12 protein-coding genes and 1 tRNA gene are annotated in these 13,861 nt (G+C 63.4%); 3 read left to right on the top strand and 10 right to left on the bottom strand.

Annotation, left to right across the window (positions count from 1 at the left end; all coding sequences use genetic code 11):
• Positions 1-7: 7 nt before the first annotated feature.
• From pth to DT070_RS02110, 7 genes are all read right to left on the bottom strand, one after another.
• On the bottom strand, positions 8-622 hold the full coding sequence (gene pth, locus DT070_RS02140) for an aminoacyl-tRNA hydrolase (protein ID WP_122953928.1): 615 nt from the start codon (positions 620-622) through the stop codon (positions 8-10).
• Positions 623-735: 113 nt separating this feature from the next.
• Positions 736-1,431, bottom strand: coding sequence for a 50S ribosomal protein L25/general stress protein Ctc (locus DT070_RS02135; protein ID WP_122953927.1), 696 nt, complete (start codon positions 1,429-1,431; stop codon positions 736-738).
• Positions 1,432-1,542: 111 nt separating this feature from the next.
• The gene (locus DT070_RS02130; protein ID WP_122953926.1) at positions 1,543-2,517 is read right to left on the bottom strand and encodes a ribose-phosphate pyrophosphokinase; all 975 of its coding nucleotides are present in this window, start codon (positions 2,515-2,517) and stop codon (positions 1,543-1,545) included.
• A gap of 228 nt (positions 2,518-2,745) precedes the next feature.
• Positions 2,746-2,822: transfer RNA gene (locus DT070_RS02125), tRNA-Gln, on the bottom strand.
• A gap of 89 nt (positions 2,823-2,911) precedes the next feature.
• Entirely contained in the window at positions 2,912-3,850 is a 939-nt protein-coding gene (ispE, locus tag DT070_RS02120; protein WP_122953925.1) for a 4-(cytidine 5'-diphospho)-2-C-methyl-D-erythritol kinase, read from the bottom strand.
• A gap of 51 nt (positions 3,851-3,901) precedes the next feature.
• Positions 3,902-4,306 (bottom strand): outer membrane lipoprotein LolB, encoded by a 405-nt coding sequence (locus tag DT070_RS02115; protein ID WP_228778601.1) that lies wholly within the window; start codon positions 4,304-4,306, stop codon positions 3,902-3,904.
• Between the two features lie 132 nt (positions 4,307-4,438).
• Positions 4,439-6,220, bottom strand: coding sequence for a tetratricopeptide repeat protein (locus tag DT070_RS02110; protein ID WP_122953923.1), 1,782 nt, complete (start codon positions 6,218-6,220; stop codon positions 4,439-4,441).
• A 166-nt stretch (positions 6,221-6,386) separates the two neighbouring features.
• Here DT070_RS02110 and mutM point away from each other — a divergent pair, with 166 nt between their 5' ends.
• The 3 genes from mutM (at position 6,387) to mutY (ending at position 10,393) form a co-directional block, all read left to right on the top strand.
• Positions 6,387-7,202: a bifunctional DNA-formamidopyrimidine glycosylase/DNA-(apurinic or apyrimidinic site) lyase gene (gene mutM / locus DT070_RS02105; protein WP_122953922.1), complete on the top strand. Its 816-nt coding sequence runs from the start codon at positions 6,387-6,389 to the stop codon at positions 7,200-7,202.
• A gap of 78 nt (positions 7,203-7,280) precedes the next feature.
• Entirely contained in the window at positions 7,281-9,260 is a 1,980-nt protein-coding gene (locus DT070_RS02100) for a dynamin family protein (RefSeq protein ID WP_122953921.1), read from the top strand.
• A 50-nt stretch (positions 9,261-9,310) separates the two neighbouring features.
• The gene (gene mutY / locus DT070_RS02095; RefSeq protein ID WP_122953920.1) at positions 9,311-10,393 is read left to right on the top strand and encodes an A/G-specific adenine glycosylase; all 1,083 of its coding nucleotides are present in this window, start codon (positions 9,311-9,313) and stop codon (positions 10,391-10,393) included.
• Positions 10,394-10,433: 40 nt separating this feature from the next.
• Here the strand turns inward: mutY and rapZ are convergent, their stop codons facing one another.
• The 3 genes from rapZ to DT070_RS02080 are packed head-to-tail and all read right to left on the bottom strand — an operon-like array spanning position 10,434 to position 13,838.
• Positions 10,434-11,300, bottom strand: coding sequence for an RNase adapter RapZ (gene rapZ / locus DT070_RS02090; RefSeq protein WP_122953919.1), 867 nt, complete (start codon positions 11,298-11,300; stop codon positions 10,434-10,436).
• Positions 11,300-12,943 carry a DNA repair protein RecN gene (recN, locus tag DT070_RS02085; RefSeq protein ID WP_122953918.1) on the bottom strand — a complete coding sequence of 548 codons (1,644 nt, stop codon included), beginning with the start codon at positions 12,941-12,943 and terminating at the stop codon, positions 11,300-11,302. Before recN ends, rapZ begins: the two co-directional genes overlap by 1 nt.
• Before the next feature lie 19 nt (positions 12,944-12,962).
• Complete coding sequence (locus DT070_RS02080) at positions 12,963-13,838, bottom strand: NAD kinase (protein WP_122953917.1); 876 nt, start codon at positions 13,836-13,838, stop codon at positions 12,963-12,965.
• Positions 13,839-13,861 lie beyond the last annotated feature (23 nt).

Genomic DNA, 13,861 nt, shown 5'->3' with positions numbered 1-13,861 from the left:
GCCTGACTCAGTCTTCCGTATCGATCTTGCGCGGCGGCTTGGGCCGTGGCGGCGTGCTGGTGTGGATCATCATCGTGGCCTTTTCCATCTCGCCCTTGAGCAGCTCCGGCACGGCTTTGATGCAGCGGGCGATGCAGTCCTCAATCGCCACGCGATGTTCCTGTGAGGGCTTTTTCAGCACCCAATTGACCACCTCGGACTTCACGCCCGGGTGGCCCACGCCAATGCGCAGCCGCCAGTAGTCGGCGGTGCCCAGTTGCGCGTGGATGTCGCGCAGGCCGTTGTGCCCGGCGTGGCTGCCGCTGAACTTGAGCTTGACCTGGCCGGGCACGATGTCCATTTCGTCGTGCGCCACTAGCACCTCTTCTGGCGCGACCTTGAAAAAGCGCGCAAGCGCCGCCACCGATTTGCCGGACACATTCATGAAGGTCAGCGGCTTGAGCAGCCAGACGTTCTGGCCGTTGATCGTGATGCGCGCGACCTGGCCGTGGTAGCTCTTGTCCAGGCTGAGTGGGGCTTTCAGCTCTTGCGAGAGCGCGTCAATAAACCAGAAACCGGCGTTATGGCGGGTGGCTTCGTATTCAGGGCCTGGGTTGCCCAAGCCTACAAACAATTTGATCATTGGAGGATTTCCATCCGCTCGATTCTAGGTGCGCGTGACCATCAAGAAAAACGGCCCTTGTCCTGCAAGAGGACAAGGGCCGTGAGCCTTTTCAGGCCTGTGCGGGAAGTGGATTACTTCTTGGCGGCAGGCTTGGCAGCGTCGGCCTTGGCGCCGGCTTTGGCTTCCTTGGCGGCAGCGGCTTTAGCGGCTTTCGGATCCACCGGTGCGGCTGCTGCAGCGGCTGCTGCGGCATCGGCCTCGGCTTCTTCGGAAACGGCAGACACCGACACCAGCACCGGGTTGTCCTGGCCCTTGGCCACGAACTTCACGCCCTTTGGCAGGGTGATGTCCTTGATGTGCAGTGGCGAACCCTTCTTCAGGCCCTTCAGGTCGACGGCGATGAATTCGGGGATGTCCGCTGGGAAGCAGGACACGGTCAATTCGGTGATCACGTGGTTGACCAGGCAGTTCTCGGTCTTGACGGCCGGGGACTCTTCTTCACCGCTGTAGTGCACGGGCACTTTCACGGTCATCTTGGTCTTGGCTTCCACGCGCTGGAAGTCGATGTGCAGGATCTGCTGCTTGTACGGGTGCATTTGCAGGTCGCGCAGCAGGACCTTGTGTGCCTTGCCGGCCAGTTCCATCTCGAGGATGGAAGCATGGAATGCTTCTTTCTTGATGGCGTGGAACAACGCGTTGTGATCGATTTCGATCAGCGTGGGTTCACCGGTGCCACCGTAAACAATACCGGGCGTGCGGCCGGTGATGCGGAGACGGCGGCTCGCACCCGTGCCCTGCTTTGCGCGCTCAAAAGCGACGAATTTCATAATCAACTCCAATAAAGAACGGACCGCGACCAGTCTCGTCCTGGTTTAAAAGGCTGCCACCCGGTGAAGTCCTCGGACCTCTTGGGTACGGCAGCCGCTTTTTGTTTCAGGTCAGAACAGGTTGTCCTGGTCCGAAAACAAACTCATGACCGACTCTCCCTTGGCGATGCGCTGGATGGTTTCAGCGATCAGCGGCGCCACGGAGAGCTGGCGAATCTTCTTGCAGCTTGCTGCATGGGGGCTCAGCGGGATGGTGTTGGTGATCACCACCTCATCGAGTGCGTCGCCCTGGGCGATGCGGTCGATGGCCGGGCCCGAAAAAATCGGGTGCGTGCAATACGCATAAACTTTCTTGGCGCCGCGCTCCTTGAGCACCTCGGCCGCCTTGACCAGCGTGCCGGCCGTATCGATCATGTCGTCCATGATCACGCAGTTGCGGCCTTCGATGTCGCCGATCACGTGCATCACTTCGGAGACGTTCGCCTTGGGGCGGCGCTTGTCGATGATGGCCATGTCGCAGCCCAACTGCTTGGCCAGCGCCCGGGCGCGCACCACGCCGCCCACATCGGGCGACACGACCATCAGGTCGGTGTAATTCTTCTGGCGCAGGTCGCCCAGCAAAACCGGCGACGCATAAATGTTGTCGACCGGAATATCAAAAAAGCCCTGGATCTGGTCGGCATGCAGGTCCATCGTCAATACGCGCGACACGCCCACGGCCTGCAGCATGTTGGCCACCACCTTGGCCGTGATCGGCACCCGCGCCGAACGCGGGCGGCGGTCTTGCCGCGCATAGCCGAAATACGGGATCACCGCGGCGATGCGCTCGGCCGAAGCACGTTTGAGCGCGTCGACCATGATGAGCAGTTCCATCAGGTTGTCGTTGGTCGGCGCGCAGGTCGACTGCACCACAAACACATCACGGGCCCGTACGTTTTGCTGGATCTCGACGGTGACTTCACCATCCGAAAACCGGCCGACATGGGCTGCACCCAGTGAAATGCCCAGGTGCTGGGCGATGTCGGAGGCCATGCTCGGATTGGCATTGCCGGTGAAAACCATGAAATCGGGGTGGTGCGTTTGCATGTGGGGCCCAGCTGCAACAAGGACTTGAACGTGGCTGAAATTTTTATCGAAGCAAAAGACGCACGGGACAACACGTTGCAACGGGCTTGGCAGTGAGCGCCGCTTGCCTGGCGTGTTTCCAAAAACACACAGACCCGCTGATACACATCATGCGGGTCTGTCAGGAGTCATGCGGGCCCGCTCCGGGCGGGACCGCAACACCGGGGCTATGGCCCTCGGTGAGAAATTTGGCAGGGGTGGAAGGATTCGAACCTGCGAATGCCGGAATCAAAATCCGGTGCCTTAACCAGCTTGGCGACACCCCTACACAGGACAGTTGTTGTTGCCAACAACAGACCTATAAACTTTTCCATTTAAGGTCGCTTGGCAGCGCATTTTTTTTGGAGCGGTTATTTTACCAACCGGCCAGTGGATGCACCGCCAAATTACTGCATTTGCGGATTTTCCAGCCATCAGGCAAACCTGATAAGTCGGGCAAATCTGCCTCGTGCAGCAGTTGCGCAAATACAGCACTTCCGGAGCCGGTCATGCGCCCTTGAAGTCCCTTGCGTTCAAGCCAGTCGAGCGACTGGCCAATCTGCGGGCACATCTCCTGCGCTACCGGCTGCAAGTCGTTGCGGCCAAAACCGAAATCGACTGATTTCATTTGGCCTTCAGCATTTGCAGCAAAGCCTTGGATTGTAGCAGTTTCTGTGTCGCGTTTGAGCCCCGGCGCGCTGAAAATACCTTGCGTGGGGAGCCCGGCGGGTGGTTTGACCACGACAAAGCGGGCCGGCGGCAGGGCCAGCGGCGTGATTTTTTCGCCGATGCCCTCGACCCAGGCGTTGCCGCCCGAGAGGAAAAAGGGCACATCCGCGCCCAGCTTGAGGGCGATGGCGTGCAACCGCGGCGCCGGCAGGCTGACGCCCCACAGCCGCTGCAGCGCCAGCAGGCAGCTGGCCGCATCCGAGGAGCCGCCGCCCATGCCGGCTTGTGAGGGAATCCGCTTGTGCAGGCCGATGTGAACGCCCAGCGCCGTGCCGCAGGCCGCCTGCAACGCCCTGGCGGCCCGCACGGCCAGGTCTTCGGCGGGAAGGTCCGATGTCACGTCGCCAACTCCGGCGGAGCCGCCCAGGTCTTCGCGGCTGATCTGGCCGTCTGTGCGCAATTCAAAGTGAAGGGTGTCGCACCAGTCGATCAGCATGAACACCGATTGCAGCAGGTGGTAGCCGTCGGCCCGCCGGCCGGTGATGTGCAGGAAGAGGTTGAGCTTGGCCGGCGCGGCAACGTCGTAAAGGGCCTTGAGCGGCCGGGCGGGCGGTGAAACAGGCGAGGGCGGCAGGGGTGAGGTCATGGCACGGCGGCGCGGGGGAAGGCGAAAGCGAAGGCGGGCGGAAGGCCGGCGTTACTGGTCAAGCACAACGCGCAGGTCGGCTTGCGGCGCGGGATCGGTTCTTTTGGCGGAAATACGGCCTTCCTGGTGGCGGGAAAGGTCGGCAGACCAGCCGCTGGCGCTGGCGGGCTCGCCCTGAAGCCATGCGAAGAGCGCAGCCAGCGGAACGGCCGCGCCGGTGGCCTGCGCCATCAATTCGTCGACGGACGCAAAGCGCTGGATCTTGCCGTTGCCTGAGTCCAGCACGGCCTCGCCAGGCGACCAGCGCAGCACGCCGAGGACGCTGCCCAGGGGGCTGATCAGCGAGAGTTCACCCCGCTCGGGCCGGCCCTTGAGCTCGAAGCTGGCGGAAAAAGATTGTGCGGGCTCACTTTGCACCTGCAAACTGATGCGGCCGGACCAAAATTCACTATTCAAGCCATTTTGGCCTGTAGCCCTTATGGGCTGTGCACACCCTGCTATCAAAAGGAGAGCAAAAACGCTTGCCCAAAGAAAAGCCAGGTGCGCCGGGCGCGTGCGAAAAAGGAGCGGCAAGGTGAGGGTTTCCGGTTACAGCTTCACGCGCAGGCGCTTGAGCGTTTCGAGCAGGGTTTCGTTTTCCGGGTTGAGCAGCCGGCCTTCCTTCCAGATGGCGATGGCGCGGTCGCGCTGGCCCATGGCCCAGAGCACTTCGCCGAAATGCGCGGCGATCTCCGCATCGGGCTTGGCCTTGTAGGCGGCCTCAAAAATCTGCACGGCCTCGGCGTTATTGCCCATGCGAAATTCCACCCAGCCCAGGCTGTCGCGGATGAAGGGATCGGACGGCGCGAATTCCAGCGCTTTCTGGATCAGCTGGCGTGCTTCCGGCAGCCGCACATTGCGGTCTGCAAACGAATATCCGAGGGCGTTGTAGGCATGGTGCTGGTCGGGCTTGACCTGGATGACCCGGCGCAGCAGGCGTTCCATGCCGTCCAGGTCACCGAGTTTTTCGGCCATCATGGCCTGGTCGTACAGCAGGTCGGGCTCATCCGGCGTTTTGGCCAGCGCCTGCGCGAGGAGGTCATAGGCCGGCTTGTACTGCTTGAACTCGCGAAGCAGGCTCACTTCCGCGTTCAACTTCAGGCGGGCGTCTGCCGGATTGCGCTCGGGCAGCTTGCGCAGCAGCTGGCGGCCTTCTTCCAGCTTGCCCTGGCTGGCCAGGATGGAGGCGCGCCGGGTTTGCGCCATCGCCAGGTCGGCGGGGTTTTCTATTTTGGCGAGCCACCCTTCGGCCGCCGCGTAGTCCTTGCGCTTTTCCGCCAGTTGCGAGAGGGCAAGGTAGGCCTGTGCCAGGCCCCGGTTGCGTTCGCCGTCGGGCGATTGTTGCTGCGCCAGGGCGACATAACGCTCCAGCGAGGCCTGGGCCGGGGCGAGCTGGTTGTCCTGCAGCTGCAGGGAGCCCAGCACCAGCCATCCTTCCGCAAGATCGGGTTTGTCGCGCGTCACGACCTGCAACTGGGCGCTGGCCTCGGCGTAGCGCTGCGCGTCGAGCAGGGCCCTGGCATAGCCCATCCTGATTTCAGGCATGGCCTTGGGATTGCCTTCGAAGTAGTTGCGGACCAGGCTTTCAGCTTCAGGCTGCTTCGGATCCATCAATTCCAGGGCGACCAGCGCCGGGCCTTCCGACTGGGGGGCGGCCGCCTGGGCGCGCTTTGCCGCAGCCAATGCACCGCCGGCGTCGCCCGCAGCGAGGCGCATGCGTCCCACCGCCGTCCAGGCGGGGCCGGCGGTTCCGGCGTTGGCCAGGTAATCGGCCAGGGCTTGCTCAACGACGGTGCTGGCGAGCTTTTTGTCCGTGACGCGGGCATAGGCGCGCGGCACCGCGGCGAGCGCCGCCGGGCGCTCGATTTCGGAAGCCAGCCGCATTTCGGTTTGCAGCGGTTCGGCCGTGTCGGCGATGCGGTTGAGCGCCAGCAGGATCTGCAGGACATAGCGGTTGGCTTCGCGCGAGGCGGGCTGGTCCTGCTTCCAGGCACGGGCGGCCTGCAGTGCGGCGTCGCCCGAGCGCGACTGCAGTGCGATGTCCGTGGCGCGCTGGTAAAGCTGGGGGTCGCTGGTTTTGCGGGCCGCATCCAGCATGAGCGCAAAGCCGGCGGCGGGCTCGCCGTCCTGCAGGGTCATCTCGCCCACCAGCAGCTGGTAGAAAAGGGCGCTGTCCAGGAGCGAGGAGGGCGTTGTCTCCTGCGCAGCCTTGGCCTCGGCCAGCGTCGAAGGCGCCGCCAGCAGGGGCTCGGGGGGCTCGGCTGTCTGTGCCAGGACAAAAGGTGCTGCGAGCCACAGGCCGCTGATGGCAAGGCCAAGTTTTTTCTTCATCGAACCATGATAATTGATGCGTTCATACGGCGCTGCCGCTTTACCCTGCGGCCGGGTGTCCTTTACCGCCAGACACAGCCCTGCTTCTCTTGTTTTCCCTTCTTGCCGCACATCCAGAACTGCAAGGCCCTTGCGCTGACTGACTATTCCCCCAATTGATGAGCCTATGCCCGAACTGCCAGAAGTTGAAGTCACCCGCCTGAGTTTTGCGGACCGCATTGCAGGCGCCCATATCGAAAGCGTCCAGGTGGGGAAACCGCTGCGCTGGCCGCTGGGTTGCAAGCCCGCGCTGCTGGCCGGCCAGCAGGTGCTGGCGGTGCGCCGGCGCGGCAAATACCTGTTGGTCGACCTGAGCGAGGGCCTGCTGCTGATCCATCTGGGAATGTCCGGCAGCGTGAGTTTTGGCACCGGCTTTCCCCTGCCGGGCAAGCACGATCACTTTGAGATGGTCACCACCCAGGGGACGTTGCGGCTGAACGATCCCCGCCGCTTCGGCGCGGTGGTCTATGCCCGCGGAGAACACACCCCCGCAGCCCAGAAGCTGTTGGGCCGGCTGGGTGTGGAGCCGCTGAGCGACGAATTCGAGGCCGCGGCGTTTCACCGGGCGCTGAAGCTGCGCAACACGGCGATCAAGCAGGTGTTGCTGGGCGGGGAGGCCGTGGTGGGCGTCGGCAACATTTATGCCTCCGAAGCGCTCTTCCTGGCGGGCATTCGGCCGACCACCCGGGCCAGCCGCATCAGCAAGCCGCGGGCAGCGCTACTGCACGGAGCCATCCGGCAGGTGCTGGCACAGGCTGTTACAAAAGGCGGGAGCACCTTGAGGGATTTTTCGAATGCCCAGGGTGAATCGGGCTACTTCCAGCTCGAAGCCATGGTGTACGACCGTGCCGGGCAGCCTTGCAGGGTCTGCGCCACCCCCGTCAAAAGCATCCGCCAGGGGCAGCGTTCGACGTTTTATTGTGTGAATTGCCAGAAGCCGTGAGCCGATGCTACGTACACGCTCCAATGGCTCTTTACGGTGCGCGATGCTATATTGACCGACCAACTTGACGGACCACCGATGTCTTTTAACGAACAATTTGACCAGCATGGCGCATGGCGGCGCGAATTTGCACTGCGTCTGAAGCTGCTTGCAGAGTGGATGAAAGACCATGACCTGCTGGATGCGGCGGTCGAGGAGCGCCTGCAGCGGCTTGAGTCACAGGTGCGTTCCGACAAGGTCATGGTGGCTTTCGTGGCGGAGTTCTCGCGCGGCAAGTCCGAACTGATCAACGCGATCTTTTTTGCCGGCTATGGCCGCCGCATCATGCCGGCCAGCGCCGGCCGCACGACGATGTGCCCGACCGAGCTGGGTTACGACGCGGACGTGCCGCCCTGCCTGCGCCTGTTGCCGATTGAGACGCGCTTGCAGAAACAGGCGCTGATGGAATGGCGCGCGGTGCCCGAGAAATGGACGCGGCTGGACCTGGACGTCAACGACCCGGCGCAATTGGCGCAGGCGCTTGAAAAGGTCGCAGAAGTGCGGCACGTCACCAAGGACGAGGCCCGCGCACTGGGCTTCTGGCACGACAACAGCCCGGAGGACAACCCGCTGACCGGCACCGACGGCCTTGTTGAGGTTCCCAAATGGCGCCATGCGCTCATCAACATTGCCCATCCGCTGCTCAAGCAGGGCCTGGTCATCCTGGATACACCCGGCCTGAACGCCATCGGCGCTGAGCCTGAACTGACCGTGAGCCTGATCCCGCAGGCGCATGCGGTGGTCTTCATCCTGGCGGCCGATACAGGCGTCACCAAATCCGACCTGTCGATCTGGCGTGAGCACCTGATCACCGACGGCGACGGCACGGACGCACGCCTGGTGGTCCTGAACAAGATCGACACCTTGTGGGATGCCCTGAGCACGCCCGAACAGGTGAAGGCGCAAATTGACAGGCAACGCGCAACGTCGGCCGAAATTCTCGGCCTGCCTGAGAGCCAGGTCATCCCGGTTTCGGCCCAAAAGGGGCTGGTGGCCAAGGTCACGCGCGACAAGGCATTGCTGGAAGCCAGCCACCTGCCCGCGCTTGAACTCGCGTTGGGCCAGGGCGTCATGGGCCAGCGCCAGAAAATCCTGCGCACGGCAGTCGGCGGCGGCATTGGCGAGCTCCGCACGGAAGCCGGGCGTGCCATGCACATCCGCCGGCGCGACCTGGCCGAGCAGATGATCGAGTTGCGCGGCTTGCGCGGCAAAAATATTTCGGTGATCAAGCACATGCGAAGCCGCATCGAGCAGGAGCAGTCCGAATTCGATACCAGCGGCGCCAAGATCCAGGCGGTGCGCTCGGTGCATCTCAAATTGCTTCGGGAAGTGTTCAACCTCCTCAGCACACCGACCCTGAAGGCGGAGCTGGCCGAGCTGACGCACGCGCTGAAGCAGCCGGGCATCAAGCTGGGCGTCAAAAAGGCCTATGGCCAGACTTTCTCGCGACTGCGCGAAGGCCTGCAGAAATCGCAGATCCTCAGCGGCGAGATCCAGTCCATGCTGACGGCGTCCTTCCGCCAGCTCAATGCCGAGTTCAGTTTTTCGCTGCAGGCGCCCAAAGAGCCCGAGCTGATCCGTTATGAGCACGACCTCGAGCAGATCGAGCGCAGCCATTTGCAGTACCTCGGGGTCGGCAATGTGCTGAAGCTGTCACAGCCTGAGTTCTCCGAGCGGCTGGTGCGCGCCCTGGCCACGCGCTTGCGGGTGGTCTATGAGTCCGCGCTTGGCGAGGTCGAGCTCTGGAACAAGTCGGCCGCATCGCAACTGGATGCGCAGCTGCGCGAGCGGCGGCGCAATTTCGGCCGCAGACTGGAAGCCATCGAGCGCATACAGCAGGCAGCTTCGGGGCTGGATGAACGGATCGCCGAAATCGACGACCAGGAAAAAATCCTCAACGAGCTGGACACCAAGCTCACCGAGCTGACTTCGCACCTGATCAGCGGCACGTCATCGGCTGCGAAAACACCGGGCGCCCCTGCCGCACCGGAAACCGCGGCTATTCCTGAAGCCGCCTGAGCGTTGACGGAGCCTGTCATCCTGCTGAACCTTGACGGGGCGGTGAGCCAATGGTGAAGCAGGCAGGCCGCGATGCCTTGGCCGGGTTTTCCGGCGAAATCGTCCGCTGGCAAAGCACGCACGGCCGCAACAGCCTGCCCTGGCAGAACACGCGCGACCCCTACCGTGTCTGGCTGTCTGAAATCATGCTGCAGCAGACCCAGGTTGCGACAGTCCTTGACTACTACGCCCGGTTTCTGGCGCGCTTCCCGACAGTCGCTGAACTGGCTGCGGCCAGTGAAGACGAAGTCCTGGGCTTATGGAGCGGGCTGGGTTACTACAGCCGCGCGCGCAACCTGCACCGCTGCGCAAAAGACGTCATGGTCTTGCACGGCGGGCGGTTTCCGCCCACAGCGGAGCAACTGCAAACCTTGCCCGGCATAGGCCGGTCAACGGCGGCAGCCATCGCGTCCTTCTGCTTCGCAGAGCGTGTCGCCATCCTGGACGGCAACGTCAAGCGGGTACTCACACGGGTGCTGGGTTTTTCTGCGGACCTGGCGCAAAGCGCCAATGAAAAGGCGCTGTGGAGCCGCGCTACAGAACTCCTGCCCGACCATGACCTGCCGCAAAACATGCCGCGTTACACGCAGGGGCTGATGGACCTCGGTGCAACGATTTGCGCCAGGCGCCAGCCTCAGTGCCTGCTGTGCCCGGTCCAGGCGTTGTGCAAGGGGTATGCCGAAGGCGATCCCGGCAAATACCCCGTCAAGACCCGCAAGCTCAAACGCAGCGCACAAGGCTTGAGCCTGCTGTGGGCGCAGCGGCCCGATGGCTCGGTCTGGCTGGAAAGGCGCCCCGGCAAGGGTGTATGGGGCGGCTTGTATTGCCTGCCTGTATTTGACAGTGACGATGAATTGAGAGCGGTGCTGCCGCCCTCGCTGCAATCACGGCTTGACCCTCTGCCGCAGTTTGTTCATGTGCTCACGCACAAGGACTTGCACCTGTCACCCTGGATCGCGGGCTTTGGCGCCCGCCAGGCATTGCCGAAAGCCATGGTGTCGCAGGAGCGGCCGGGTGCGTGGTTCGGCCGTGATGCCTGGCCTGCTTTGGGATTGCCCGCGCCCGTACGCAAGCTGCTGGAGCAGGATGCCTAAGTGATGCGCCACGGCAAGCTGCCGTGGCGGATTGCGTGTTTTAGCCGGCGTCCAGCTCGCGGTGCCGCTTCAGCGTGCGCCACTGGGGGCTGAAAGCCGCTGCGAGTTGTTCGACCAGGTAGACCGAACGATGCTGGCCGCCCGTGCAGCCGATGGCGACAGTCACGTAACTGCGGTGATCCCGCACCAATGCCTGCAGCCAGTGATTGAGGAACTGCTCGATATGCCCGAACATGTCGGCCACCTCGGAGTGCGCCTTGAGGTAGTTCGCCACAGGCTGGTCGAGTCCCGTCAGGTGGCGCAAGCCCGACTCGTAGTGCGGGTTGGGCAGCATCCGCACATCAAAGACGTAGTCCGCATCGAGCGGCACGCCCCGCTTGAAGGCGAAGGATTCGAATACCAGCGTTAACTGGGTGTTGGGCGCGGAGATGAGTGACTTGACGTAGCCCTGCAGTTGCGACGACCGGATCATGCTGGTGTCCAGCACGTGCGCCTGCTCGCGCATTTCGCCCAGGAGTTCGCGCTCCAGCTCGATGGCGTCCACCAGCGCACGGTGCTGGTCGGAGGCGTCGATGCGGGACAGGGGATGCAAACGGCGCGTCTCTGAAAAACGGCGTACCAGCGTCTCGGTGTTGGCATCAAGGAAGAGCGACTGCACCGCTACGCCGGATTCGCGCAGTTGCCGCAGCTGCTGCGGCACCAATGGCAACGAAGTCGCACTTCGCACATCCATGGCAATCGCGACCTTGGCGGCGCCGTGCTGCTGCTCCAGCGCGACGAAGGGGGTGAGCAGCTCGGGCGGCAGGTTGTCGACGCAGTAATAGCCCGCATCCTCCAGCGCGTGCAGGGCCACCGATTTGCCGGAGCCCGACATGCCGGTGATAAGAACCATTTCCAGGGCTGCCATCACTCTCCCAGCATTTCCTTGGCATGGGCCAGCGTGGTGCCTGAGAGCCGCTCGCCGCCCAGCATGCGCGCGACTTCAGCCACGCGCTGCTCGCCATTGACGTGATCGACCGTGCTGAGCGTGGCGCCGTTTTCCGCCCGTTTGGCGACCACGAGGTGCTGGTCTGCGCAGGCCGCGACCTGGGGCAAATGCGTCACCGCCATGACCTGGCGGTCTTTGCCGAGCTGCTTCATCAGGCGGCCCACCGTTTCTGCAACGGCCCCGCCCACGCCTGAATCGACCTCGTCAAATATCAGTGTCTGCGCCTGTCCCAACTGGCTGGTGGTGACGGCAATCGCCAGGGCGATCCGGGACAACTCGCCGCCGGAGGCCACCTTGCCGACAGGCCGCGGCGTGCTGCCGCTATGGCCTGCCACCAAAAACTCCGCCTGCTCCAGCCCATGTTGGGCCGGCTGCTCGAGCTTGTTGAGTGCGACGTCGAATTTCCCGCCCTGCATGCCCAGGCCCTGCATGGCCAGGGTGATGGCTTTGGCAAGCCTGGGTGCGGCCTTGCCGCGCGTTTTGGAGATCTGGCCTGCTTCGTCGAGGTAAGCCGATTTGGCCTGGCTCTCGTTCTTTTCCAGTTGCGCCAGGTCGGCGGCTTCGTCGAGTTTTTGCAACTCGGCCTGCCAGGAGGACAGCAGTTCGGGCAACTCCGCCGGCGTGCGCTTGTAGCGCCTGGCCAGGCTCACCCACAGTGAAAGGCGCTCGTCCAGCTCCGCCAGCCGCTGGGGCTCCAGCTCGGCATGCCTGGCGTAGCCGTTGAGCGAATGAACCGCGTCTTCCACCTGGGCCAGCGCGCTGTTCAGGACTTCAACAATACCCTTGAATTCAGGCTCGATGTGCGCCTGGCCCTGGAGCGATGTGATGGCCCGCCCGAGCAGCGCGGCGCTGTTGTCGTCGGCTTCCTGCAAGGCATCGACGGCCGTTTGAACCGCGTCACGCAGGGCCTGGGCATTCGACAGCCGCCCGTGCTGGGCATTGAGCTCGTCCCACTCATCGGCCGCCGGCGCCAGCTTGTCCAGCTCGCCGATCTGCCAGGCCAGGCGCTCACGCTCGCGCTGGAGGCTGTCCTGGGCGTCGCGCGCGTCGCTTAATGTCTTTTGGGCAAGCCGCCACTGCTGCCAGCGGCGTGACAGCTCACCGGTGGAAATGTCAGCATAGGAGTCCAGCAAGCCGCGCACCGCGTCCGGCCGCGTCAGGCTTTGCCAGGCGTGCTGGCCGTGAATGTCCACCAGCTGGTCGGCGATCTCCTTGAGCTGGCCTGCCGTCGCTGCGCTGCCGTTGATCCAGGCGCGGCTCTTGCCTTGCGCATCAATCGTCCTGCGCAGCAGCAAGGTGTCGCCGCTGTCAAAGCCGGCTTGCTCCAGCCACGAGGCGAGCCTTGCGGGGCTGTCGAATTCCGCGCTGATCTCACAGCGCGCGGCGCCCTCGCGCACCACGCCGGCGTCGGCACGCGCGCCCAGCGCCAGCTGAAGGGCGTCAATCAGGATGGATTTACCGGCGCCGGTTTCACCCGTGAGCACCGTGAACCCGCTGGACAAATCCAGTTCGAGTTCATGGACGATGACGAAATCGCGAAGCGAGATGCTTTTAAGGCTCATAACGTGGGATACGGGCCGCTCAGGCCACGCCTTCATTCCAGTGAAGTTTTTTGCGCAGGGTGTCGAAGTAGCTCCAGCCCTTGGGGTGCAGGAAGCGCATTTGATGCTCCGAACGCCGCACGGTGATGCGGTCGCCGTGCAGCAAGCTGGCCAGCGACTGCATGTCAAAGTTGGCGCTGGCATCCCGCCCTGCTACTATTTCGATAGCAATCTCTCCAGAGTCTGAAAGGACTATGGGTCGATTTGACAATGTATGCGGGGCAATGGGGGCCAGCACCCAACCGGCGATGGACGGGTGCAACAAGGGGCCGCCTGCAGAAAGCGCGTAAGCCGTGGAGCCGGTCGGCGAGGCGATGATCAGGCCGTCCGCCCGCTGGTTGGCCACAAAACGGCCGTCCACCTCGACACGAAGCTCCACCATGCCGGCGGTCGCGCCGCGGTTGACGACGACGTCGTTCATGGCGGTGGCGCTGAAGACGCAACGCCCGTCGCGAACCACTTTGGCCTGCATCATCCAGCGGCGGTCTTCCTCGTACTCGCCGCGCAGCATGGGGATCAGCGTATTCTGGTAGTCCTCGAAGGCGATGTCGGTGATGAAGCCGAGCCTGCCCTGGTTGATGCCCACCAGCGGAATGCCGAACTCGGCCAGCCGCCGGCCTATGCCCAGCATGGTGCCGTCGCCGCCGACCACCAGCGCCAGGTCGCAGTGCGCGCCGATGCCTGCCGCATCAAGTGTCGGAAACTGCGTCAGGCCGGTGTTGCTGGCAGTGTCCTGTTCTATCGCCACATCACAGCCCTGGGTGCCCAGGAAGTTCGCGATGTCCTCCAGTGCCGACCGGGAGCCTTGTGCGTGGTACTTGCCGATCAGTGCGACATGGCGAAATTGCGACTTCATCGGCAAATTACATCACAACATGG

The organism is Polaromonas sp. SP1 (assembly GCF_003711205.1).
Lineage (GTDB): Bacteria > Pseudomonadota > Gammaproteobacteria > Burkholderiales > Burkholderiaceae_C > Polaromonas.
The sequence above is the reverse complement of the archived record's forward strand: the minus strand, read 5'-3'. Positions and strand labels throughout refer to the sequence as shown.

What these genes read in the sequence shown, in the direction of transcription:
- DT070_RS02100 (WP_122953921.1), top strand. Translation starts at nt 7,281, where the DNA reads ATGTCTTTTAACGAACAATTTGACCAGCATGGCGCATGGCGGCGCGAA.
- mutY (WP_122953920.1), top strand. Translation starts at nt 9,311, where the DNA reads ATGGTGAAGCAGGCAGGCCGCGATGCCTTGGCCGGGTTTTCCGGCGAA.
- DT070_RS02130 (WP_122953926.1), bottom strand. Translation starts at nt 2,517, where the DNA reads ATGCAAACGCACCACCCCGATTTCATGGTTTTCACCGGCAATGCCAAT.
- DT070_RS02135 (WP_122953927.1), bottom strand. Translation starts at nt 1,431, where the DNA reads ATGAAATTCGTCGCTTTTGAGCGCGCAAAGCAGGGCACGGGTGCGAGC.
- ispE (WP_122953925.1), bottom strand. Translation starts at nt 3,850, where the DNA reads ATGACCTCACCCCTGCCGCCCTCGCCTGTTTCACCGCCCGCCCGGCCG.
- recN (WP_122953918.1), bottom strand. Translation starts at nt 12,943, where the DNA reads ATGAGCCTTAAAAGCATCTCGCTTCGCGATTTCGTCATCGTCCATGAA.
- mutM (WP_122953922.1), top strand. Translation starts at nt 6,387, where the DNA reads ATGCCCGAACTGCCAGAAGTTGAAGTCACCCGCCTGAGTTTTGCGGAC.
- DT070_RS02110 (WP_122953923.1), bottom strand. Translation starts at nt 6,220, where the DNA reads ATGAAGAAAAAACTTGGCCTTGCCATCAGCGGCCTGTGGCTCGCAGCA.
- pth (WP_122953928.1), bottom strand. Translation starts at nt 622, where the DNA reads ATGATCAAATTGTTTGTAGGCTTGGGCAACCCAGGCCCTGAATACGAA.
- rapZ (WP_122953919.1), bottom strand. Translation starts at nt 11,300, where the DNA reads ATGGCAGCCCTGGAAATGGTTCTTATCACCGGCATGTCGGGCTCCGGC.
- DT070_RS02080 (WP_122953917.1), bottom strand. Translation starts at nt 13,838, where the DNA reads ATGAAGTCGCAATTTCGCCATGTCGCACTGATCGGCAAGTACCACGCA.